The organism is Polyangium jinanense (genome assembly GCF_028435365.1).
Map to the genome: position 1 here is coordinate 32,380 of NZ_JAGTJJ010000042.1, position 22,749 is coordinate 55,128.

General features: G+C 68.9%; 16 protein-coding genes. 2 read left to right on the plus strand and 14 right to left on the minus strand.

What is annotated here, in order from left to right; translation table 11 throughout:
• Positions 1–28: 28 nt before the first annotated feature.
• From KEG57_RS39780 to KEG57_RS39840, 13 genes are all read right to left on the minus strand, one after another.
• Complete coding sequence (locus tag KEG57_RS39780; protein ID WP_272420952.1) at positions 29–1,102, minus strand: monooxygenase; 1,074 nt, start codon at positions 1,100–1,102, stop codon at positions 29–31.
• A gap of 180 nt (positions 1,103–1,282) precedes the next feature.
• The gene (locus KEG57_RS39785) at positions 1,283–3,214 is read right to left on the minus strand and encodes a DUF4215 domain-containing protein (protein ID WP_272459475.1); all 1,932 of its coding nucleotides are present in this window, start codon (positions 3,212–3,214) and stop codon (positions 1,283–1,285) included.
• 199 nt (positions 3,215–3,413) lie between these two features.
• Positions 3,414–4,451 carry a phosphotransferase enzyme family protein gene (locus KEG57_RS39790; RefSeq protein ID WP_272459476.1) on the minus strand — a complete coding sequence of 346 codons (1,038 nt, stop codon included), beginning with the start codon at positions 4,449–4,451 and terminating at the stop codon, positions 3,414–3,416.
• A 44-nt stretch (positions 4,452–4,495) separates the two neighbouring features.
• Positions 4,496–5,650 carry a trans-sulfuration enzyme family protein gene (locus KEG57_RS39795; protein WP_272420949.1) on the minus strand — a complete coding sequence of 385 codons (1,155 nt, stop codon included), beginning with the start codon at positions 5,648–5,650 and terminating at the stop codon, positions 4,496–4,498.
• Positions 5,651–5,796: 146 nt separating this feature from the next.
• Positions 5,797–6,414, minus strand: coding sequence for a hypothetical protein (locus KEG57_RS39800; RefSeq protein ID WP_272459477.1), 618 nt, complete (start codon positions 6,412–6,414; stop codon positions 5,797–5,799).
• Between the two features lie 142 nt (positions 6,415–6,556).
• A complete protein-coding gene (locus tag KEG57_RS39805; protein WP_272459478.1) occupies positions 6,557–7,354 on the minus strand; it encodes an STAS domain-containing protein in 798 nt (265 codons plus the stop codon).
• A gap of 210 nt (positions 7,355–7,564) precedes the next feature.
• Complete coding sequence (locus KEG57_RS39810) at positions 7,565–9,142, minus strand: vWA domain-containing protein (RefSeq protein WP_272420946.1); 1,578 nt, start codon at positions 9,140–9,142, stop codon at positions 7,565–7,567.
• Positions 9,143–9,305: 163 nt separating this feature from the next.
• A complete protein-coding gene (locus KEG57_RS39815; protein WP_272459480.1) occupies positions 9,306–13,235 on the minus strand; it encodes a serine/threonine-protein kinase in 3,930 nt (1,309 codons plus the stop codon).
• Positions 13,236–13,548: 313 nt separating this feature from the next.
• A complete protein-coding gene (locus KEG57_RS39820) occupies positions 13,549–13,992 on the minus strand; it encodes a DUF4265 domain-containing protein (RefSeq protein WP_272420944.1) in 444 nt (147 codons plus the stop codon).
• Entirely contained in the window at positions 13,989–15,437 is a 1,449-nt protein-coding gene (locus tag KEG57_RS39825) for an HNH endonuclease (RefSeq protein ID WP_272459481.1), read from the minus strand. The genes KEG57_RS39820 and KEG57_RS39825 overlap by 4 nt, the downstream gene beginning before the upstream one ends.
• 490 nt (positions 15,438–15,927) lie before the next feature.
• The gene (locus tag KEG57_RS39830; RefSeq protein ID WP_272459482.1) at positions 15,928–16,647 is read right to left on the minus strand and encodes a hypothetical protein; all 720 of its coding nucleotides are present in this window, start codon (positions 16,645–16,647) and stop codon (positions 15,928–15,930) included.
• Positions 16,644–17,450, minus strand: coding sequence for a hypothetical protein (locus KEG57_RS39835; protein ID WP_272459483.1), 807 nt, complete (start codon positions 17,448–17,450; stop codon positions 16,644–16,646). The genes KEG57_RS39830 and KEG57_RS39835 overlap by 4 nt, the downstream gene beginning before the upstream one ends.
• A gap of 36 nt (positions 17,451–17,486) precedes the next feature.
• Positions 17,487–18,434: a histidine phosphatase family protein gene (locus KEG57_RS39840; RefSeq protein ID WP_272459484.1), complete on the minus strand. Its 948-nt coding sequence runs from the start codon at positions 18,432–18,434 to the stop codon at positions 17,487–17,489.
• A 226-nt stretch (positions 18,435–18,660) separates the two neighbouring features.
• Here KEG57_RS39840 and KEG57_RS39845 point away from each other — a divergent pair, with 226 nt between their 5' ends.
• Together KEG57_RS39845 and KEG57_RS39850 are read left to right on the plus strand one after the other, a co-directional pair.
• The gene (locus tag KEG57_RS39845) at positions 18,661–20,229 is read left to right on the plus strand and encodes a PGRS family protein (RefSeq protein WP_272459485.1); all 1,569 of its coding nucleotides are present in this window, start codon (positions 18,661–18,663) and stop codon (positions 20,227–20,229) included.
• Positions 20,230–20,421: 192 nt separating this feature from the next.
• Positions 20,422–21,627 carry an MDR family MFS transporter gene (locus KEG57_RS39850; protein WP_272420938.1) on the plus strand — a complete coding sequence of 402 codons (1,206 nt, stop codon included), beginning with the start codon at positions 20,422–20,424 and terminating at the stop codon, positions 21,625–21,627.
• A gap of 52 nt (positions 21,628–21,679) precedes the next feature.
• On the opposite strand, the gene KEG57_RS39855 is transcribed toward KEG57_RS39850, so the two are convergent.
• Complete coding sequence (locus tag KEG57_RS39855; RefSeq protein WP_272420937.1) at positions 21,680–22,630, minus strand: NADP-dependent oxidoreductase; 951 nt, start codon at positions 22,628–22,630, stop codon at positions 21,680–21,682.
• Positions 22,631–22,749: the final 119 nt, after the last annotated feature.

Here is a 22,749-nt window from a genome sequence, read left to right on the forward strand (position 1 = left end):
CCCGGGGTGAAACCCCGGCGCTACGCCCTCAGAACAGCAGCCCGCACAGCTGATCGCCTGGGCAGCACACGTCGAGCCCGCCGCCGATCTGGTCCGTGTGTGCGCAGACGCGCGACCCCTTGCTCGGGTAGTAGTAGGCCCAGAAGAAGCACATCTCGTCGTTTGCCGACTCTCCGAAGCCGACCTGCTCGTTGCTCTGGTTGTCCCAGGAGCACGTGAATCGAAAGCCACCGCCCTCGGGAATCTGGAACGGCGGGTCGTGAACCACTGTCGGCGGCTCGCTCCAGATCCAGCCATCCACCTCGTAGACCTTCGTATCTGGCCCGTTTGCTGACGGCGCCGACGCCACGGTCACGTTCTTGCCCCATTGATGCGTGTGCCCCGTGATCCCGAAGAACTTCGAGCCGACGAGGTCCGAGGGCAGCTTCATGAACGTCGGCCCGAGTGTTGCTGTCGAATGCGGCGCGATGTTGATGTCGGGGTTTCCGATGAAGAGGAAATCGGCCTCGTCCTTGAAGTCTGCTTCCTTCATCGTGTAGAACGTCGACGTCGCCCCCACCTCGATCTCCGCCAGCGATGCGTTGAGGTAATGCATCTCGAGCCGCACCATCTGGTTCGGCTGCATCGTGAAGGCCACGCCGTCCGGCAGCGTCAGCGTATCCTCGTGCTTCTGCGTGATCATCACCGGCGCGCCCTTCGACGGGTCGAGCGTGTCGGCGAAGGGCTGGCAATCGAACGGCTCGAGCTGCTCCACCGTGTCGTTCGTCCGGTACACGATGAGGTGGTGCGAGCCTGTGGGCAGGACGTTTTGGATCCGGTGAACCCGCACGAGCTCGTCGTTCCCGAGCCGCTTCACCACGCATTGCGTCCGCTCCGTCCCGGCGGGCACCTTCACGGGGTCGAACGTCACGGTATAGGACTTCTCGCTCACGCTGCCGCCGCCGCTCCCGCCGCTGCCTCCGCTCCCACCGCTGCCCCCGCTCCCACCGCTTCCGCCCGATCCACCGGGCCCAGCGGGCCCTGCCCCCAGGTCGACGTTCCCGGAGCTCGAGCAACCGACCATTGCCAAAGAAATGGCGACCACGGGAAGAAGCATTCTCATGGGAATCTCGCTTTCATCACGGCAAGAAGCGCGCGTGAAGGCGAACATAGCCCGCCACCGATGGCGGCGTCCATGCTTTTCGCGGGGACGCACCGACTTCCGCAATGGTCACAATTTTAGAAAAAAAGCCCCTCTCCCGCGAGGGAGAGGGGTTGGGGTGAGGGAGTCTCTCCGTGAGGATCAGGCTCGCGCCGCCCGGCGACGACGCCGGAAGGGCACGAGCAGGGCCGCGAAGAGCGCGCCGAAGAGGCCGAGCGACGTCTTCGTGTCGCTCTCGCCCGCCACGCTGCAGTCGCAGCCGCCCTCGACGTTCTCGCCGCCGCTGGCCGCGCCGCCCGCGCCGCCCGCGCCGCCCGCGCCGCCTTCGCCGTTCGACTCCACCCTGCAGTTTGCGTCGCAGCCGTCGCCGTCCGTCGTGTTGCCGTCGTCGCACTGCTCGCCGTCGGTCTCGACGCCATTGCCGCAGCCTGTCGCCGTGCAGTTTGCGTCGCAGCCGTCGCCGTCGACCTCGTTGCCGTCGTCGCAGTCCTCGCCGTCGGTCACGATGCCGTTGCCGCACGCCGTCGACTTGCACGTCGTGTCGCAGCCGTCGCCGTCGACCTCGTTGCCGTCGTCGCACTCCTCGCCGAGCGTCTGGATGCCGTTGCCGCACGCCGTGACCGAGCAGTCCGAATCGCAGCCGTCGCCGTCGCTCTTGTTGCCGTCGTCGCAGGCCTCACCCTCGTTGACGATCGCATTGCCGCAGTCGGGCAGCTTGCAGTTCGAATCGCAGCCATCGCCATCGATCGTGTTGCCGTCGTCGCACTCCTCCGGCGCCGTCTCGATGCCGTTGCCGCAGACGCTCGGCGTGCAGTTCGAATCGCAGCCGTCGCCATCTGCCGTATTGCCGTCCTCGCAGACCTCGCCGTCCGTGAGCACGCCGTTGCCGCAGGCCGTCGCCGTGCAGTTCACGTCGCAGCCGTCGCCGTTCGTGTCGTTGCCGTCGTCGCACGTCTCGCCGACGCCGACGAACCCATTGCCGCAGCTCGGGTTGAGGCAGTTGCCGTCGCAGCCGTCGCCGCCCACGGTGTTGCCGTCGTCGCAGAGCTCGCCGCCCGTCACGATGCCATTGCCGCAGCTCGTCGGCGTGCAGTTCGCGTCGCAGCCGTCGCCGTTTGCCGTGTTGCCGTCGTCGCACGTCTCGCCGCCGGCGACCACGTCGTTGCCGCAGGCGGTCGGGGTACAGTTCACGTCACACCCGTCGCCGCTGTCCGCGTTGCCGTCGTCGCACGTCTCGCCGTCCGTCAGGACGCCGTTGCCGCAGGCGGTCGGGGTACAGTTCAGGTCACACCCGTCGCCGCTGTCCGTGTTGCCGTCGTCGCACGCCTCGCCGTCCGTCAGGACGCCGTTGCCGCAGGCTGTGATCGTGCAGTTCGAATCGCAGCCGTCGCCGCTGTCCGTGTTGCCGTCGTCGCACGTCTCGCCGGCGTGGGCCTCGGCCAGGCCGTCGCCGCAGAAGCCGACGTCGAGCGTCATGAGGATGTGCATGTCCCCAAAGCCGGCCACCGCGAGATCCGTGATCTCGTCGAGGCCGTACATGGCGCAGGCCTCCGCGCGGATGTAGCTCGGCGCCGACTGCCCGGCGGCATTCGAGCCGATGTAGAAGGAGGTGCCGGTCGGCTGGCCATCCAGCGCGTTGATCTCGACGACGATCTGGTCCTGCGTATCGAAGGAGAGGTTCGGATTCAGGGGGACGGTGATCAGCGACGTCTGCTGATTCGGGACCGTCACGGGGACGGCCGAGCCGAACGGGACGAGGTTCGCCAGCAGCATCGTCGAGCTGAGCGTGTAGAACTTGACCAAGATCTCCTGCTTCGGGCCGCCGGTCACACCTTGGACACCGAACTGCACGCTGCGAATCGCACTCGCTGGAATGCCGAGGCCATACAGATCGAACGCTCGATAAAAGGAGTTTTCGGTCGTGCCGGTGGGGTCACCGCAGGCCACCGAGTTATTCGGCGCGACCGTGTTGGGATCGGTGTTTTGCGTGATGGGCTCGGCGCCGGCGACACTCGAGAGGCCGAGCAGCGCGCCGACACACATCACCCCGAAGAAACCTCGCTTGATCATCATACCCTCCACGCCTCCTCGACGGCCGACGTCGCAAGCGTCCCCCGCACCCGCCGCTCATGCGGCGAGAGACGAGACTTCCGGGACTCGGGCCAGAGGATGGTCAAATATTGCCGGGCAAACGATCATGGATCCGATCCCGCGGCAAGACCCGAGTGCGTGCAGGGCAAACTTTTCCCGCAGGACGAACCGCGCCGGTGACTCAGCCCAGCGCGATCTGCGCCGCGTGCTCGAGCCCCGTGCGCTGTGCCTGTACGCTGTCGAAGAGCGCCAGTTGCCCTTTGCCACGCACCAGGTTGTGCTCGCCCCGGGCCGGGAATCGCCGCGCGTCGAAGCCGAAGTACACCTCGCGCAGCGCGTCCGCGAGAAACCGCGCCGAGAGCTCCAGGCATATCGTCGCGAGCCCGGAAACGATCGCCCCCGCCTCCTCGGCCGACACGAGCCCCGAGCCCCGCGCGATCTCGCCGTACCCCGCGAGCGCCGCGCCGAACGTATCCGCGTCGATCGCCACGAGATCCACGTTCTCGCCCGCCGGATTACACCAGGACCGGAGCGCATCGCCCATCTCGAAAGGCCAGATCATCTGGCCGAGTGTGTCCAGATCCACGAGACACACGGCCTGTTCGCCCTGGAACATGAGATTCGATATTTTGAGATCTCCATGCACGTGCCGAAGCGGGAGCTTCGAGAGATCCGGAAGCCGGGCGGCCTCGGCGAGCAGGCGCCGCGCGAGCGGCTCGACCTCGCCGAACAGCCGATGCCCTGCGTGCGCGTCGAGCGCGGCTTCCAGCGTGGCGAGGTGCTTCTTCGTATCGTGCACCCCCGCCCGCACGTGCCGGTAGTCGTGCACGAGATCCGCGACGGCCGCGTGAAACCGCGCCACCATGCGGCCCGCCTCGCGCGCGAAGCTCGGGCCCGACACGCGGTCGTGGCTCTGCCCTTCCACGAACGAAAGGGCCCGCCACGGCCGCCCTTCCTCGTCATCGACCCAGAGCGCGCCGTCGCCCGTGCGCAGAGGCCGCGGCGTCACCAGGCCTTTTCGCGCGAGGTGCGCGGTCACGGCGTCGATGTCCTCGTTCACCACACCCGCGAACACCGGGTGCAGCCGCTGCACGATCACCTTCCCCGCGCGCCCCTCGACGAGGAACGTGCGGTTGATGAGGCCCCCGCCATGGGGCGCGTGGGGCCGCCCCTCGAGGTCACGATAACGGGCGAGAATCCAGGGCGGAATCGACTCCATCGGCGCGAGGATGCACCGACGGGCGCGTTTTCACAAGAACCGCGCTAGCCCCCGAGCGCCAGGTCGAGATCCTCGATCAGATCCGCGGCCGCCTCGATCCCGACCGAGAGCCGGAGCAGATCCTTCGGCACCGGCGAGCCTTCCCCTTCCACGCTCGCGCGATGCTCGATGAGGCTCTCCACCCCGCCGAGCGACGTCGCGCGTTTCCAGAGCGACACGCGCGACGCGACCCGCACCGCCGCCTCCTCGCCGCCGCGGATCCGCACCGACAGCATCCCGCCGAACCCCCCGTCCATCTGCCGCGCCGCCACCGCGTGCGCCGGGAACGACGACAACCCCGGGTACAACACGGAGAGCACCCGCGGATGTCGCTCGAGGTGCTCGGCAACCGCGAGCGCACTCTTCGACGCCGCCCGCACCCGCAGGAACAACGTCCGCATTCCACGCACGAGTAGCCAGGCCTCGAACGGCCCCGCGATGCTGCCGACTTGCGACCGCGTGACCCGCACGCGCTCCCAGAAATCGCTCGGATGCGCCGCCGTCAAGGTCCCGGCGAGCACGTCGGAGTGACCATTCAGATATTTCGTCGCCGAATGCATCACGAAATCCGCCCCCCATTCGAGCGGCCTCGTCAGCACCGGCGTCGCCGACGTCGAGTCCACGCAGACGAGCGCCCCCGCCGCGTGCGCGAGCCGCGACACCTCGGCGATGTCCGTCACGCCCCAGAGCGGATTTGCGGGCGTCTCCACCCACACGAGCTTCGTCTTGCCCGGCTCGATCGCGGCCGCGACCTTCTCCGGGTTCGACATGTCCACGACCGACACCCGGAGGCCGAACCGCTCCCCCGGGCCACAAATCCAGCTTCGGAGCGACCAGTACATCACCTCCGGCACGACGACGTGATCGCCGGACGAAAGGCTCAGGAACACGGCCGTCGCCGCGGCCATTCCCGAGGCGAACAGCATGCTCTGCGCCCCGCCTTCGAGCGACGTCACCAGCGCCTCGGCCTGATCGAACGTGGGATTGTCGGACCGACCGTAGACTCTGCCCGACCGGTATTGATTGTCCGGGTCTCGCAGGAAGGTCGTCGACGGGTGAATGGGCGCGACGATCGCGCGCGTCTCCGCGTCCACCCAGCCGAGCGCCTGCGCCGCAATGCTCTCCCGGGCGAACGTTCGTCCTGTGGAATCGTGCCGCATGGGCCTCCTCGACGCCCCCACTCTACCCTGAATCTCCGAGGACGCCCGGCCTCTTTTTCATTTGCCAGCGGGAAAACTCTGCGTCTCTTCGCGCAAATGGCTGCGAACGGGCATTCCTGGAAACCCGCGTCGAACGGGCGAGTCGCTCAGCTCCAGGCGAGCTCGATTCGCAACGACACCGTCTCGAGCCCCTCGCGCTCCCCGTCCCGCCGCGGCGGCTCCACGCGCGTCGTCGGGTTTCGTGCGCCGGCGATCGAAAGGACGACGGCCGTGTATCCCTCGATCATGGGCAGGTACCAGGGCCAAAGAAAGCGCGGCATGCCTTTCTGGACGAGCAAGGTCCGCTTCGCGCCCTTCTCCAGGATCTCGAGCTCCCCGAAATCGAAATACCGGAGCGACGCGCGCTGCAATCGCTCCGCGGCCGTCGCCGGCGACACGGCCTTGAAGAACAGCTTGTAGAGCCCGCGGATGTCGCGCTGGGCGACGATCCGAGCCCGCCCGCGCACCGACTCCTCGTACGACATCCCCTCCGCGAGCGCCGTCGCCTCCGTGATGGGCCGGAGCGGGAGCACGTCGTACATGGCCACGGGCAAAAATACCTGCGAGGCGAATGCGCGGACGGCCTCGTCCGGCACGTGCGCGAGCACGGCCGGGAGCCCGCCCGGGATCTGTTCGTCGATGTACGAGCGAACCCCGAGATACGTCGAGCCGCGGACATGAAAGGGGCTCTTGCCAGGCGGCACGGGCGGAGGCGACACGGTCATGCGCGCAAGCGTATCGTGCGCTCGACGAAACACCAGCGACCTCGCGCGGGCCGCTCCTTCGGAGAGCCTTTCGACGCCTGCATCCCCTCCCCTTCGACGACACGGCGGACATCGAGGCGGCGTGGAAGGGCGAGGACGTCGACTAAAACGCCGGCTCCTTCTTCTGCGCGGCCATTTGCCGAATGCAATACGCCAGCCCTTGCCGCAGGGTCCCGAGCGTCTTCAACGACGAGAGATCCATTCCGATCGACACGATCGTCTGCGCCACGTTCGGCCGGATGCCCGTGACGACGCCGCACGCGCCGAGGAGCCCGATGGCGCGCACCATCCCGATGAGGTAGTTCGCGGTCGCCGTATCCACCACATCGACGCCGGTCAAATCGAGCAATACGAAGCGGGCGCCCGTGCGCGAAACCGCGGAGAGCAGATCGTTCATCACGCGCGCGGCGCGGCTCGAATCGATGATCCCCACGAGCGGCAGCGCGATCACGCCGTCCCAGACCTCGAGCACCGGCGTCTCCAGGTTCCGGATCACGTCCTGCTGCCGCTCGATCACCTCGAGCTTTTGCGTGAGCTCGCGCTGCGCCTTTTGCGCCTCGGAGACGTCGATCGACATCCCGATCACGCCGGTGACCTGGCCGTTCGCGTCCTTGACCGGCGTGTACCAGCTCTCCCAGAAATGGCCCGGCGCGGGCTCCGTGATCTTGCGGTGCGCCTCGCCCTGGAGCGCGCGCTCGAGCCATACGTTGACCTCGGGCGGATAAAGATCGTGAACGTTTTTCCCGGTCAGATCTCCCTCGGGCCGCGCGGCTTTCCCGTCGTGAAACCGCATGTATCCCTCGGAATCGACGGCCCAGACGACGACGTCCAGGTTATCGAGCAGCGTCCGCAAAATGGCCGCCTCAGCAGCAGGTCCGCGGTCGACTCCACCACCGTCCATGCCACCCTCCCACGGCCGAAAAGGCCGTTGAGTCGTTCAAATTGAAATGGTCTCAGGGGGTACCATGGACATATAGCCAGCGCCATGTCCCTGACGCGCCGAATCTGGCAAAGCAGTAAATGGACGGGGATGAGTAGCCGCGAATGGACGGAAGCCGTACGAACGGGCCTCCATACCGTCGGGAGAACCCCTAAGGTTGCTACGGAGGCATCAATACTGCGGGTGCTTCTGAATGAGGCTCACGACCTCGAGCAACTCGGGATCGTCACCTTTCACGTTCGCCGCGACGGCCATCGCGTGCGCGTCGGCCAGGTTCTGCGACGTCGGCGCCTTCAGGGCCTCGGCGAACGCGACGATGGCCTTCGCCTTGGGCAGCCCTGCCTTTTGCGCCGCGAGCAGGTCCCCCACGGTCGTCGTCACGAACGTCTCCTGGTCGAGGTACGTGAGCGGCGTCTTCCAGCGCGCCCGCACGGTGATGGTGTCGGTCGCGACGATCTGCGCCGGGTCGCAGGCCTTGAGCACCTGATTGAAGATCATCGCGTCGCTCGGCGCGAGGTGCTGACGCTCGACCTCCTCGGGGTTTTCCGAATACTCCTCGCCGTAGAACTTGTGCATCTGGAAGTACCACGGCATCGTCAGCTCGACCTGCACGCCGCGCGCCGCGATCTCCATCGTCTCGTCGAAACGCTCGACGAACATGCGCGAGGCCTCGTCCACGCCGTCGAGGTAGACGTACGCGCCGCGCCCCTTGTCGGTCACGATATCCATCAGCCGATCGTCGTACGAACCGCCGGGCCCCGTACCCACGCCGACCAGGTAAATGCCCTCCTTGTCGGCGTCCTTCGATTTCTCCCCGATGAAGGCGGCGTCCGTCTCGCCCACGTTCGCCCCGCCGTCGCTGATCAGGACCACGCGGTTCAGCCGCCCCGAACCATAATGCTGCTCGGCGAGCCCATAACCCGCGACGAGGCCGCTGTGCAGGTCCGTCCCGCCGTTCGCCGTCAGCCCGTTTGCCAGGGACACGATCTCCGGATCGTTCGGCCCCGTCACCACGTGGCCGCTCATCACCACGTTGTTGTTCGTGTCCCAGGTGACGGCATTGACGATATCGCCCTCGGCGAGGCTCGCGGCGATGGCTTTCACCGCCGCCCGCTCCCGCTCGATGCCGGGGCCGCCCATCGAACCCGACACGTCGAGCACGAACGTCACCGTCATCGGGCGCCGCGGCTTGACTGCGTCGTACGAGCGCACGGCGATCTGGAAATCGAGCTCGTTCGCGACCGCGGTATTCGCGAGCTCCGGGTAGAGCGCGAGCTTGCCCGCGGCCGGCGCGTCGTACTGGATCCGATAATAATTGAGAAACTCGTACGTGCGGATCTCCTGGGCCATCGGCGTGATGCCCATGCCGATGAGCTCGCGCGCGTGGACGGGGGAGCCCATCGAATTGGAATCGTCGGCCGAGAGATAAAGGACGACGGGCTTCGAGCTGTCGAGCCCTTCGCAGGTGAACTCCGCGGCCGCGTCCGTGCCCGCGTCCGCGCCTGGGGAGGGCACGACCGGATCCGGCGGCGGCTGCTCCCCCAGGGACCCGCCCGAGGAGCTGCTGCCCACGCCCACCGACCCCACGGGCCCAGGCCCGCCTCCACCGCTTCCGCCCGACGCCTCGTCGACGTACCCCCCCGAGCTCATTCCGGTGCTATCCACGGCAATACAAGCGGCGAGGGTCCCGCCGAACGAACCCAGCAACAAAGGAAGCACGGAAAGCGAGCGCAGAGACCGTAGTTTCATGAGGACCTCCAAAGCGAGGAGCCGAAGCGGAGCAAACCGCATGCCCGAGGCACGAGGTACGATTTCAGCGTCGAAGCTCGTTCCTTGTTTCGCCGTCCCCCTGGCGCACGCTGGCACAAGGCACCACGCGCCAACCTACGGCGTCAGGCGGTCACGGCACTTCTCAGGCTCCGGCACCGAGCTCGCGCCCGAGCTCCATCGTGCGGGCATTCTCGGGCACCCGCTCGAGAAAGCTCTCGCGTGTCGCGCCGTCCGTCATTCGGTTCGCCCGCGCGAGGAGCCGCGTCCGCGCCTGGAAGATCGCGTGTTTCCCGCTCGCCGCGCTCCCCGACGCGACCAGCGCCTCGGCATACACCAGCCGAAGCAGCGCCTCGCCCTCCTCCATGCCCCCGAGCGACGCGAAAAGCCCCATCGCCGCCCCTGCAATGCCGAGCCCTGACGGCCAGTTGCCCTGCGCGAGCAGCGCGCGCGCCCACGCCGCGAGCGCGAACGCCCGCAGCGGCCCGATTGCCGCCAGCGCCTCGGCCGCGCCCTCGGCCTCGATCTCCGCCGCTTCCAGGTCCCCGCGCGCGAGCAGCAATGCGGACAGGTAAATCCGCGCCCGCCCCTCCTGCCGCCGGTTCGATTGCTGCGCGAAATCGGATATCGCCTCGCGCAAATGCCGCTCGGCCTCGTCGAGCGCTCCGCGCGCGGCGAGCGCAGGCCCGAGGTTCTGCTTCGCCAGCGCCGCCACGTTGTACAGCCCGAGCCGCCGCGCCTCGCCGAGCAGCTCCACGAGATCCCGCTCCGCCTCGGCAAACAGCCCGAGCTGAATGCGCGCATGCGCCGCGTTCACCCGCCCCACGCAAGCATCCCTGCGGTTACCCGTCGCGAGAAACGCCGGAATGCTTCGCTCCGTCGCGAGCAGCGACGCCGCCGGATCCCCCGTGCAGAGCGCCCGCGACGCGTGCAATGCGTAAAGCCGCGCCGCCACCCCCTGATCCCGCTCCGCAATGGGCCACGCCGCCATTCCAAGCTGCCCGATGAGCACCTCGGCCGCCGCGTGCTCTCCCGCATGCAGCAGCGACGCCGCCACGTGCGCCACCGCGCTCACCGCCGGCGCCGACGTGCCCATGGCCTCCGCGCCCGGCGCGCGCACCGCCTCCGCGAGCGTCTCCAGCGCGTCCTTTTGCCCGAGCCGGACCAGCATCGACGCCGCCGTCGCCGCCGCCCCGTACCACGCCCCGCTCCCCCGCGGCAGCGCTTGCATTGCGCTCGCAGCGCGCGCCGAAGCCTCGGCCGCCTCCCCGAGCCAGCGATACGCCTCCGCCTGAATCCACGCGAGCTCCCCGCGCGCCTCGGGCGACGCGCCCCGCGCCCCCTTCTCGGCCCGCTCGATCGCCGCCCGGAAATCGTTCCCTTCGAGCGCCTGCTCCGCCGCCCGCCGGTACCACGCCGCGGCCCGCGCCGTTGCCTTTCCGCGCTCGTAATGTTCTGCCAGGACAACCGCGTCCCGCTCCCCTGCCTCCTCCAGCCACGCCCCCGCGAGCTCGTGCCCCAGCGCGCGATCCGCCTCCGTCAGCGCCGCATACGCCGCCTCGCGCACGAGCGCGTGCCGGAACGCATACTCCTCCTGCGCGGGAAAACGACTCTGCGGCCGCTTCACCACGAGCTCCCGTGCGCAGAGATCCGTCAGCATCGGCCCGAGCGCGTCCTCGCGTGTCCCCTCGCCGAGCAGCGCCGCGGCCCCGCCTCGCCAGAACACCTGCCCGAATACGCTCCCGGCGCGCAAAAGCCGCCGCGCCTCGGGCGGAAGCGCGATGAGCCGCGCCTCGACCATGGCGAGCACCGTCTCCGGCAGCTCCGCGGCCCGCCCGCTCTCGGCCGCGCGGATCAGCTCCTCCAGGTAAAACGCATTGCCCCCGGCCCGCTCCACGAGCCGCGCCACCATCACGTCCGAGATCCGGTCGCCGAGCACCTCCCGCACGAGCCGCTCGGCCGCCTTCTTCGACAGCTCCTTCAGCCGGATCTCCTGCAAAGGCCGCCCCTCCCAGAGCCCCGGAAACACCTCCGGCAGATCGGGCCGCGAAAGCGCCAGCACGAAAATCGGCCGCTCGGGCAACGCGCGGAGCAGCTCGTCGACGAGTTTTACCGTCGGCCGATCCCCCCAATGCAAATCTTCGAGGATGAGCATCGCCGGCCGCTCTTCCGTCTCGACGCGCAGGAGATCCTCCCACGCGGCCCGGATCTGATCCCCCATCAGCAAAGGATCCCTCCGCGCCGCGCGCAATTCGATGCTCTCCTCGTCCGCCGGCGGCACACCCGCGAGGGGCCCGAGGAACATCACGGCCCGTTCGAGCGCCTTGCCCGCGAGGTGCCGCCCGAGCCGTGCGCGGAGCCTTTGCCGCTGCACATCGAGCGGCATCCCCCCGGACAACCCCGCCTGCCCGCGCAGCATTTGCCCCACGAGCGCGAACGGCGAATTCTGGCTCATCGGATCGCCCTGCCCGACCCAGATCCCGACCGAATCCCGCTTTTCGCGCACCTTGCGCAAAAGCTCGTGCCGGAGCCGGCTCTTGCCCATGCCCGGCGCCGCCAGGATCACCGCCGCGCGCGAGAGCGGCTCCTCGAAACATTCGTCGACGAGCGCCATCAAAATGGCCATCTCGCTCTCGCGACCGACGCAATGCGTGGGCCGGCCGAGCAGCGTGCGCGCCGCCTCCGCCACGTCGCGCTCGCCGCGCAGATAAAGGCCGCCCTCGTCGCCATCGACATCGAACCGCACGTCGAGCAGCCCTGCCATCACGTCGTCGAGCCGGATCGGCGGCGCCTTGCCGGCCGTCGCCTTCTTCCCGAGCAGCCTTACGCCGCGCTCGATCACCGCGCCCATCGGCAGCCCCTCGGACGACACCTCCGCGCCCGCCACGAGCGCCATCGGCGCCTCCGGCAACGCCGCCCGCAATTCCAGCGCCGATCGCGCCGCCCGCGCCGCCTGATCCGTCGCCGCGCCCGTCGACAGAAGGCTCACCACGAGCGTCCCATCCGAAAGCGCGTCGAGCCGCCCCCCATATCGCTCGACGATCGCCGCGAATGCCCTCGACCGACCGCTCTCCGCGTCCATCGCCGTCTCGGCCCCTGCAAGCTCGATCGTCGGCGCGAAAACCTCGCTCTCCCCAACCTTCGGCGCCCGCTCGCCCGGCGGCAATTTCGTCAGCACGAGCGACACCACGCGCCGCTCCTTGCCCGTCAGCCCGCTCGGCCGCATGCTCGCCTCGATCGCGTCCGAGCCTTCGATGAGCCCGAGCCCCGCGAGCTCCGCCGCCACCGCGGCCCCGTCCCGCGGCCGATCCTTCGGCGCTTTCGCCAGCATCCGCGCCACGAGCTCGTCGAGCGCCTCCGGCACCCCGAGCCTTTGCGACGACACCCGCGGCGCCTCCTCCAGCACCACCTTGAGCAGCGCCGCGTGCATCTCCTCCGCCGCGAACGGCGCCCGCCCCGTCAGGCAATGAAACAGCACACAACCGAGCGCGAACACATCCGCCCGCGCGTCGATTCGCTTCGATCCCCGCGCCTGCTCCGGCGCCATGTACGCGGGCGTCCCGAGCACGTAGCCCGAGTTCGTCAGCGCCTCGCCGCCCTCGACCCGCGCGATCCCGAAATCGAGCAGACGCACATCCGTCGCGCTCTGCCCCACGAGAAAGATGTTCCCCGGCTTCAGATCCCGGTGCACGATCCCCGCCGCGTGCGCGACCCCGAGCGCCTCGGCCACGCGCAGCGCGACGCCCACGCTCTCCGCGGCGTCGAGCCCGGTGCGCTTGAGCCGGTCGCTCAGCGTCTCGCCTTCCAGCCACTCGAGCGCGAGCCAAGGCTCCCCTTCGGCGCCGAGCCCGTGCGCCACGTGCCGCACGATCCCTGGGTGATCGAGCCCTTCGAGCAGCTCCGCCTCCCGGACGAAGCGCGTCTCGGTGTCGGCGTGCGCGTGGGCCCAGAGCACCTTCAGCGCGACGAGCCCGCCCGTCCTGCGGTCCCTCGCGCGAAACACCTTCCCCATGCCGCCCGAGCCCGCCACTTTGTCGAGCTCGAACCGATCCGCGACGACGTCTCCGGGCTTCATCCTGGGAGCCCGATGCGTAGCGGAAAGCGCGGGAAAAGGCCAGGTTTTCGGTGCTCTTCTCGTCCGCGGCGGCGGGGTGGGGCGGCCGGCAGAAACCGGCGATAGGGCTCGGGCGGGCGCACGCCGAACTTCTCCTCCAGCTCTTGGAGGGACTGCTCGCTCAGGGGTTCTCCGCGGTCGTCGATTTGCATGTCATCGCAGCTTTGGCAGGGTGTTTGTCCATACTCGTCAGCTTGGGCCCCAGAAGAAAGCTCTGCCCCCCGGTGCGTGAATCGTGATGCTGCACTCGCCGGCCGTGTGAGGTGATCAGTCATCACACGTCCCCCAGGCAGCCCTCCTCGTATTCGAGAACCCCGGCAGCTTCCTGTTCATCCAAGAACTTGCGCACGTCGTTGTAGGGAACAGTCGGCGGGATATCGACGGCAACGAGCCGAGGCAGATCCAACTCGGACTCGCAGCCCATTTGTCGCAGATGATCTCGCACAACGCGAACATCCCCTTCTTCTTCGAACCACAAGCGTACAGTGCTATGACCGGACGCCGTGACCAGCCCAGAAGAACGCAACATGCCGCCTTCATCCGGTGTGGCCGCCACGATGTCGTTGTATGCCACGCCCCGGGCGTAGAACGGGATATTGTCTATCCTGTAGCCGTTCGATACGGGAACTGCCCACAGGCTCTCGAGATCGACGGTCCCGTCCTCGTTCTCGACATCGAATAGAATCTTGACGTGCTCAGGATGCGGCTGTTCGTTCATAACGTGTCGCCTTTCTTTAAGTTGCAGTCGCGGCAGAGGATCTGGCCATTGGAGGGATCTCCGTTGCCACCTTTGCTTCGAGGAATCTGGTGGTCACGATGGCGCTCGTTTCCCGGCGGGCGGACGCCGCGCTGTGACTTTTGGGCGGGCACGGCTTGGGAACCGCATGTCTCGCAAACGTTCACTCCTCCATTTCGCGCAGCGTTGGCCGCATCGATCTCTGCCTTACCCTTTGCTGTGAATAGCTTGCCAGCTCTCGGCCCGCCAGCACTCCCCCCCGCGCGGGGCTGCGTCGTCGTCTTGACCGTCGTCCCATTGGGCGGCGTCGAGGCCGTCGGCGGGCTCGGAGCCGGCGCGCTCGGCAGCTTCGGCCGCCGCAAAAACCCGCCCGGTCCGCCGGCCGCGCTCGGCAGGAACACCGGCATGCTCCGTAGCCTCTGCTGGGCGGCCCGCAGCACCCTCGCCCCCGCGGTCTCCAGGGCTGCCGCTCCCCCGGAGCCGACCATCAACAGGGCGTCCGCCAGGGCGTTCAGGATCGCGAATTTCAGCTCGGCATCCGCCCAGCCTTTGCCATACCCCTTGAGAAATGCCTCCCAGGCGATCTTGGCGAGCCCCTCGTCGTCGTACGTCGGCAAATCCGGGATTGCATCCAGTTGTTGGGCGAGATTGGTCCGGATGTCCTCGAAGACTTGGCTATCGGCTTTGTCCCGAATGTCGTAGCCAAAGTTTCCCAAATAGACGACGTTGATGGAGTCCCTCACTCCATCCGCTTTGCCAAGCGTCGCCCCCCATTCGCGTCCGATCCGCTCACCGATGCGCCTCGCCTCCTCCTCGGCGTCCCTCCGCGCCAAGCTGGCCTTCTGTTCTTCATACGTTTTCCCGGGAGGAGGCGGCGGACACGGCACTCTCGTGCCAGGCGTGGGTGCGGGCGTGGGAGCCGTTTGCCCGACGAAACGCTGATCCGGAGGCCTGTTTCTCGGCCTGTCGCAGGGCCTTATCGCCGACGTCCGCGTCACGGTTCGGACGGTCGTGCGTGCCTCGGCGCTCGGCTTCTCCACTTCCTTCTCCGGCGGAGGCGGAGGCGGCGGCGGCTTGTCGCAGGGCAGATCCTGGTACGCGAGCCCCAAGAGCTTCCGGCTCTCGGACGGCGCGTGGGGGTCATGAACGAAGACGGCCTTGACCGAAGGATTTTCCAGGAGCTTTTCGAGCGGTTCGAACGCCGGTCGATGCACTCCGTCCCCGAGCTCGTACCAGTAGCGCGCATTCGGGCCGACGCGGGGATGACGCCGGCAGACGCGAAACACGCTCTTTCCGTGGAGCTCCTGCGCCCACCCCACCGCGGGCACGCCCGCCGCGCCGCACCCGAGGAGCCATGCCGAAACGCAAAAAGCGAAGAGCACCGGAAGCCCGCGCCGAAGGAACCGCAGCGCAGCACCCACGAGCATCAGGGCGGCACCGGTGACCCAAAGGCGAGGGTGCGACGAGGGTGAGAGCACGCGATGAAAGGTCATGACCAGGCCCACCATGACAGGTCACAGCGGCCACCCCTGTCAACAGCCCCCCTCCGCACCAGACCGAACCCAACCGCGCCCACCCCGGGGACCCCTCCCCACGAAAATCCCCGCGCCGCGCTCCCCCCGGCGACCCCTCCCCGCCAAAAATCCGCCCTGCAATTCTCCGCGGGGACCCCTCCTCCGCCCGCCCCTCGGCGACAAAATCTCGCGGGGAGGCCCTCTCCCCCCGACCTCCCCGCGGGGAAATTCCTGCGGGGACCCCTCCCCGCACGGCGAGCCTCGCCAAAAAGCTCCCGTCGACCCCTCCCCGCGCGTTTCCGCGCGAAGACGCGCTCCTCCCCGAAGCCTCCCGCCCCCGTTTCGCGCTCTTTGACGCCTCCCTTTCACACCTCCCCCGTCCACCTCGTAAGGTCGCAACCCCTCAGAGCTGAATCCCCGCCAGAATCGTCGCAATTCCCTGCACGACGAGGACGAGCCCGCACACCACCGCAAACGCCACGGCCCCGCCCGTCCGCCGGAATAGTTGCGCCTGCCCCCCCACCGTCACGAGGCTACGCATCTCCTCGGATCCGCCGAGCTCCCAGCGCGCCCGTGCGTCCCTGTAAAACCCGTCCACGCGCTCCTGCTTGCGCGTTGCGGCCGTGATCATCACGTCGGCGCCCTCCGGCACCACCGCCTCCTCGACCTCCACGTGCGTCGCGCCGGGCGGCACCAGATCCCGCGCCCACGGCGGCCACGACGACAGCGCCTCCTCCACGCGCACGGCGGGCGACACCCATTCGTCCCCGACCACCTCCGCGTCCCCGAGATCCACCACGCACGTGCCACTCGTGTCGCGAAGCGCCGCCCGCGACGCGCGCAGAACCGAGCGCTCCCCGAGCCGCTGCCGGCGCTTCCCATCTCCGGAAAACCCTCGAAGCGTGGTGCGCACGGCGACGCAGCCCTTCCGCGAGAGCCCGTCGATCGGCTCCTCCGCCGCGGCAATCGTCCCCGCGAGCTCCACCACCCCGGGCTCGATCTCCGCAATCTTCTTCGTCGGGCGCCGCCACACCTCCAGCACCAGCGCCGCCCCTTCCCGCGCCCGAAAGATCAGCGCGCTCCCGGCGACCAGAAGTCCCGCCCCGAGCAATGTGACGATCATCGGAAGTTCCTCCGCGTACGGCTCGCCAGCGACAGCACCGCAAAACCGGCCGCGGAGAGCACGACGAGCGAAAAAAGCCCCCCGAGAAAAAGCAGCGGGCTCATCCTGCTTCCGATGCGCTCCTTGGCGCGATCGAGCGGATCCATCGTCACGAAATCCAGGCCGTCCCGGCAGGGCACGATGTCATTCGTCTGCTTGCAACCGAGCACCGTCACCGGAATGCCGTCCGCGAGGACACGCTCCCGGTACACGGCCGAATCCCCCAGCGTGGCGAGCTCCTTGCCGCACGCCTCCCGGATCGAAACCGGGATCTCGAGCCCCGTCGCTTCCTTTTCCTTCATCGACGCGACCGCGATTCCCACCCGCGGATCGTCGCCGAAGAGCCACGCCGCGTCCTCCTCCTCGTCGATCCGCACCCGCTCGTTCGTTTTGGCAAAAACGAGCCGGAAAGCGAACCCGTCGTTCCTGCGCACGGCCACGTCGTCGAAGCTGCCCACGGCGCAAAAAACCTCGAATCGGCCGCCGCCGCTCGGGGACGGGCGCCCGACGGCCCCGACCCACCCCGCGGCGGGGGCGCCGAGCGGCGAGGACGACGACGCTTTGAGCAGCGAAAGCTCGCCGCGGATCGCGATCGGCCCGTCGTCCGTCCTTCGCTCCGTGTGCGCCGCGAGCCGCGACCCAATCGACGCCGACCGCAAAGACGCCCCCAGAAAAAACAAGGCGCCGAGCGCGAACGGCAGGAACGCGAGGCCAACGAGCACCCGGGTCTTTCGTTTCGGCTCGAAGGAAAGCATCTGCGTCATCGTCGCCTGCCCGGGGCCTGGCCCCAAGGGAAAAGGTTACTGCAAGGAGGCCCAGCCCGTCGAATCGACCCGCGTGATGTAGATCGACCCGCCGCTGCCGTCGGGCTTGTAGATGGCGGCTTCGCCCCACTGGAGCGCGTCGAGCACGCCGCATTGGTGCCCCGCGTGGCCCACGATGGCCACGTTCGTGCCCGGCGGAGGCTCCGTCGCTACGAGCGACATCGTGTTCGCGCAGCGGTTCCCCTCGTCGTACGCGAAGCCCGTGATGTCCTGGTTCGGTTCGACCGCCGGGCCGAGGTTCATGAGCTCGGCGGTCCTCATGCAGCGGCAGAACTCGCTCGCGAGCACGCGCCCGAACGGAAAACCTCGGTTCTTGATGGCGAGCCCCATCTGCTCGGCCTGGGAGATGCCCGTCGCATTGAGCTGCCGCGCCGTCGCGGTCGCGCAGTTCGAATCGCAGCTCTTCCACCAGCCCGGCGACGACGTCTCGGCCGCCGTCCCGAGCTGGAACGCGTCCTCGCACACCTCCGCCTCCGCGTGACGCCATACGAGGTTGTACCCGCCACCGATGAGCGCCTGCCCGATCGTCACGGCGAGCTCGGCCGTCGCCGGCCTGCCCCCACAGCTCCCCGGCGCATCGCAGCCGTACACGGCGTAATGGTACGTGCGGGGCATGTCCGGCGTCGTGGCCACCAGATTGCGGAGCGGCTCGCTCGCCGTGGAGGCCGCGCCCTCGTAAACGACGGTCGCCATGGGATCGTCCGGGCCTTTGGGCATCGCATTCTCGGCGCGGACGATCCGCGACGCTGGCTTGCTCGATTTCACCCACGAGAGCTCGACGTCCCCCAAGGCGACCGATGCCTTCAGCTCGCTCGGGTCGATCACGGTGCCGCCGCGCCCGCCCGCGCCGCCCTCGCCCGTGCAGCCGGACCCGGCGCCCCAAAGACCGAGGATCAACGACGTCCCGACGAGAACCTTTTTCATTGATTCCTCATTCCTAGAGCACTGCCCGGGGCCCGTCAACATCGTCCCGAACACGCGCTCCGCGCCTTGCGGTCCTTCCGCGATTTCCGCAACCGGGCCCACGCCTCGTCATCCAAATCGTCGGCGCTCGCGATGCGATGCCCGGCGGCCCTCGAGGGCCCTGGACGCATGCTCGCTGCGAGCGCCGTCCTCTTCCATTTCAAGCCCACTCCGGAAGCGATCGATCATGCCGACGAACCTCGGCGGGGCCGCGCGCCTCGCCCTTTTGCCCCTCGCCCTGCTCACGCTCGGCGTGAGCTGCGCCCCGGCTCCCGAAGCCGAATGCACGGATGGCCCCATTTGCGAGACGAGGGCCACCGGCGAACGTTACGTGGTCCCGCGCTGCGTGCCCGCCTGGAACGACGGGCCCGTCCCCGCCGATTGCGGCGTCTTCGTCTCGACGACCCTCGGCGACGACGACGGCCCGGGCACACAGGACAAACCCTTCCGCACCCTCGCCCACGCCGCGCAGATCGCCGGCGAAGGCCGCCCCATCTACGCCTGTGCCGAGGACTTTTACGAGCGCCTGGTCCTGCCCGCCGGCGCCAGCGTCTTCGGCGGCCTCGATTGCCAGGAAGGCTACCGCTGGAAAGACAAGACCGTAAAGACCCGCCTCTATGGCTCGCCCGACGAGGTCCCGCTCGTGCTCGCGCCCGGCCCGCTCGCGACCCGCATCGAGGACCTCGCCGTCTTCGCCGCCGACGCGACCCGCCCCGGCGGATCGTCGATCGCCCTGCTCGCCGACCACACCCACGCCGAGCTCTGGCGCTGCGACGTGCGCGCCGGGGAGGGCAAAGACGGCGAGAATGGCGCGAGCCTCCCGTCCGATCCCGCGCTCGACGGCCTCGACGGACTCGACGGCCAGGCGGCCTGCGTCGCCGATCCCGACCTCGGGACCCCGGGCGGCACGCGCGTCGAGCGCATGTGCGAGGGCGGCAGCGTCACCATGGGCGGACAAGGCGGCGACGGCGGCGCGATCCTGCCGGATTCGTTGCAATCGACCCCCGGAAAGGCCGGCGAGCTCGGCACGCCCGCGGCGCCGAGCTTCGGCCTCGGCGGCGCGGGCGACGCGGGGAGCGGCTGGAGCTGCGCGGCTGGCAAGGGCGCGCCCGGCAATCAAGGATCACGGGGCACGCCCGGCACGGGCGCGGCGGGTTTCGGCCGGCTCGACGCCACGGGATATTTCGGCATCGCGGGCGGCACCGGCGGGTTTGGTTTGCCCGGCCAAGGTGGCGGCGGCGCCGGGGGCGCGCGGGGCGCGGCCTCGATTTGCGCCAATGCGACGCCCGGGGCCGGCGCGAGCGGCGGCAGCGGCGGCACCGGCGGCTGCGGCGGACATGGCGGCATGGGCGGCGGGGCCGGCGGCGCGAGCATCGGCATTGCCAGCATCGAATCGACGATCGTGCTCTGGGACGGACGCGTCGCGGTCCATCGAGGCGGCCGCGGCGGCAACGGCGCCGATGGCCAGATCGGCGGCGCCGGCGGAATGGGCGGCAAGGGCGGCACCGGAAAAGGCCTCTCCGCGCCCGACGCTTGTCCGGGCGGCGCGGGCGGCGCGGGCGGCAAGGGTGGCCCCGGCGGCGGCGGCCTCGGCGGGCCTGCCGTCGTGATTGCCCACGTCGGCGCCGAGCCCGAGCTTCGCGGCGCCGTCTCGCTCGCCACGGGCAAACCCGGCGACGGCGGAAAGGGCGGCGACGGCGACGTCGCGGGCAACCGCGGCGCGCCCGGCATCAGCGCGGCCATCCGATCCTTTTGATGCTCCGCGCTTGACGTGCGCGCGCGTGCGCGGCACCGTCGCGGCAATCGTGAATTGTATGCGCCTCACCCCCGGCCCCTCTCCCTCCGGGAGAGGGGTGAACGACGCCTTTTCTCCCCTCTCCCGAGAGGGAGAGGGGATGGGGGTGAGGGAATCGTTCTTCGACGAACTTCGGTTCCGGTACACCGGGACATGAGCTCGCTCGCCGTACGTTTTGCCGGCATCACCGACGGTTTGCCCCGGGCGTTCTGGTCGCTCTGGGCCGGCATGTTCGTCAACCGGGCGGGCAGCTTCGTCGTCCCGCTCCTCTTCGTTTATCTCACGCAGCAGCGAGGCCTCGACCTCCCCACCGCGGGCCTCATCGCCTCGCTCTTCGGCGCCGGCTCGCTCGCGGGCACGTTGCTCGGCGGCGCCCTTTCCGATCGCCTCGGCCGCCGCGCCACGATGCTCCTCGCGCTCGTCACGAGCTCCGCCTTCATGATCGGCCTCGGCCTCGCGCGCGAGACCTGGCAGATCGCTTCGGCCACGGTCTTCCTCGGCTTCTTCTCGGACATGTTCCGCCCCGCGAGCCAGGCCCTCGTCGCCGACATCGTGCCGCCCGAGCACCGCGTGAAGGCGTTCTCCCTGCAATACTGGGCCGTAAACCTCGGGTATGCGTTCGCCGCGGTCCTCGGCGGCTTCATGGCGAAGCGGAGCTTCTTCGCGCTTTTCCTCGGCGACGCGCTCACGACGCTCGTCCTCGCCGCGATCATCTGGCGCTCCGTCCCCGAAAGCCGCCCGGCCGAGGCGCACCGCGACAATCGCGGCAGCGTGCTCACGCCCTTCTTCGACGGCAAGTACCTCCCGTTTCTCCTCTGCAACCTCGCGCTCACGCTGGTCTTTTTCCAGCACCTCTCGGCCATGCCGGAGGACATGCGCCAGAAGGGCCTCACCACCGAGCATTACGGCATCGCGGTCGCCACGAATTGCTTGCTCATCGTGCTCTGCCAGCCGCTCGTCACGCGGTGGGTGAAGGACGTCCCGCGCGGCGTCCTGCTCGCGGCCGCCGCGACGCTGACGGGCATTGGATTCGGCACCGTGGCGCTCGCCTCGACGCTCCCGGCCTACATGGCCACGATCGCGGTGTGGACCTTCGGCGAGATCATCTTCGCGCCCGTGAACGCGAGCATCGTCGCCGACCTCTCGCCGAAGCATCTCCGCGGCCGTTACCAGGGCGCCTTTTCGCTCACCTTCAGCTTCGGCGCGATGGGCGCCCCCTCGATCAGCACGCGCCTCCTGCCGAAGACGGGCCTCCCGCTCTTCTGGCTCCTCTGCCTCGTGCTTTGCCTCGCTGTCGCGGCTTGCCAGCTCGTCTGGGGCAAGAACCTGCCGCCGCCGGCTCCCGAGGAAAAACCCTGACGCGCGCGGCCACGCGGAACCCCCCGCGTGGCCGCATGTCTGGACGACCGTTTTACAGGACGAGCACGGCCTTGCCGCGGGTGCGCCCCTCGCGGCTCTTTTCCTGCGCCAGCGCAGCCTCCGCGAACGGCAGGATCGACGAGACGTGCGTGCGGATCTTCCCCGCGTCGAGGAGCTCCCCGAGCTTCGCGAGCTCCTCCGCGTTCGGCTCCACGAAATGGTAATACGCCTCGATCCCGCGGGCCCTCGCCTCGTCCGCGTTCGGCGTATCCACCACGCTCACGAGCCGCCCGCCGGGCTTCACGAGCTCGTAGCTCAGGGAAAGCGTCTCGCCGCCCACGCAATCGAACACCACGTCCACGCCCTCGGGCGCGATCGCCCGGACGGCCGCGCGCACGTCGCCCGCGCGGTAATCGATCGGATGATCGACGCCGAGCGAACGAATGAAATCCTGGTTGTCGGGCCCGGCCGTACCGATCACCGTCGCCCCTGCGTGCTTGGCGAGCTGCACGCCGAACATCCCGACCCCGCCGGACGCCGCGTGCACGAGCACCGTCCGCCCCGGCCCCACGCCCGGCGCGCGCCGGAACAACGCCTGATACGCCGTCAGCCCCGCCAGGGGCACGCTCGCGGCCTCGTGGAGCAGCAGCGATTTCGGCTTCGCGGCCACGATCGACTCCGGCACGACCACGAATTCGGCGTACGTCCCGCCCTGCACCTCGGGCTTGCGCGTATATACGTACACCACGTCGCCGCGCTGGAAACGGCTGACGCCCGCGCCCAGCGCGTCGATCGTGCCTGCGCACTCCCAGCCGGGGATCAGCGGGAATCGGTGTGGAAGGGCCTTCGCCAGGTATCCCTCGCGAATTTTCCAGTCGACCGGGTTGATGCCGGATGCGGCGATCCGGATCCTCACCTCGCCCGGGCGGGGCTCGGGCGTCGGCAGATCCATGGGCGTAAGCGTCTCGGGACCTCCGAACTGTTCGATGGCAATGGCTCGCATGGGCTCTCTCGTCTCCGGGATACGGCGCGATCTTTCGCGCAGGGGACGCGAAATGTAGGCGTCGAAGGGTCCTCGACAAGCGACCCGAACGCGCGCCCAGAAAAAAGTGACACCGGTGG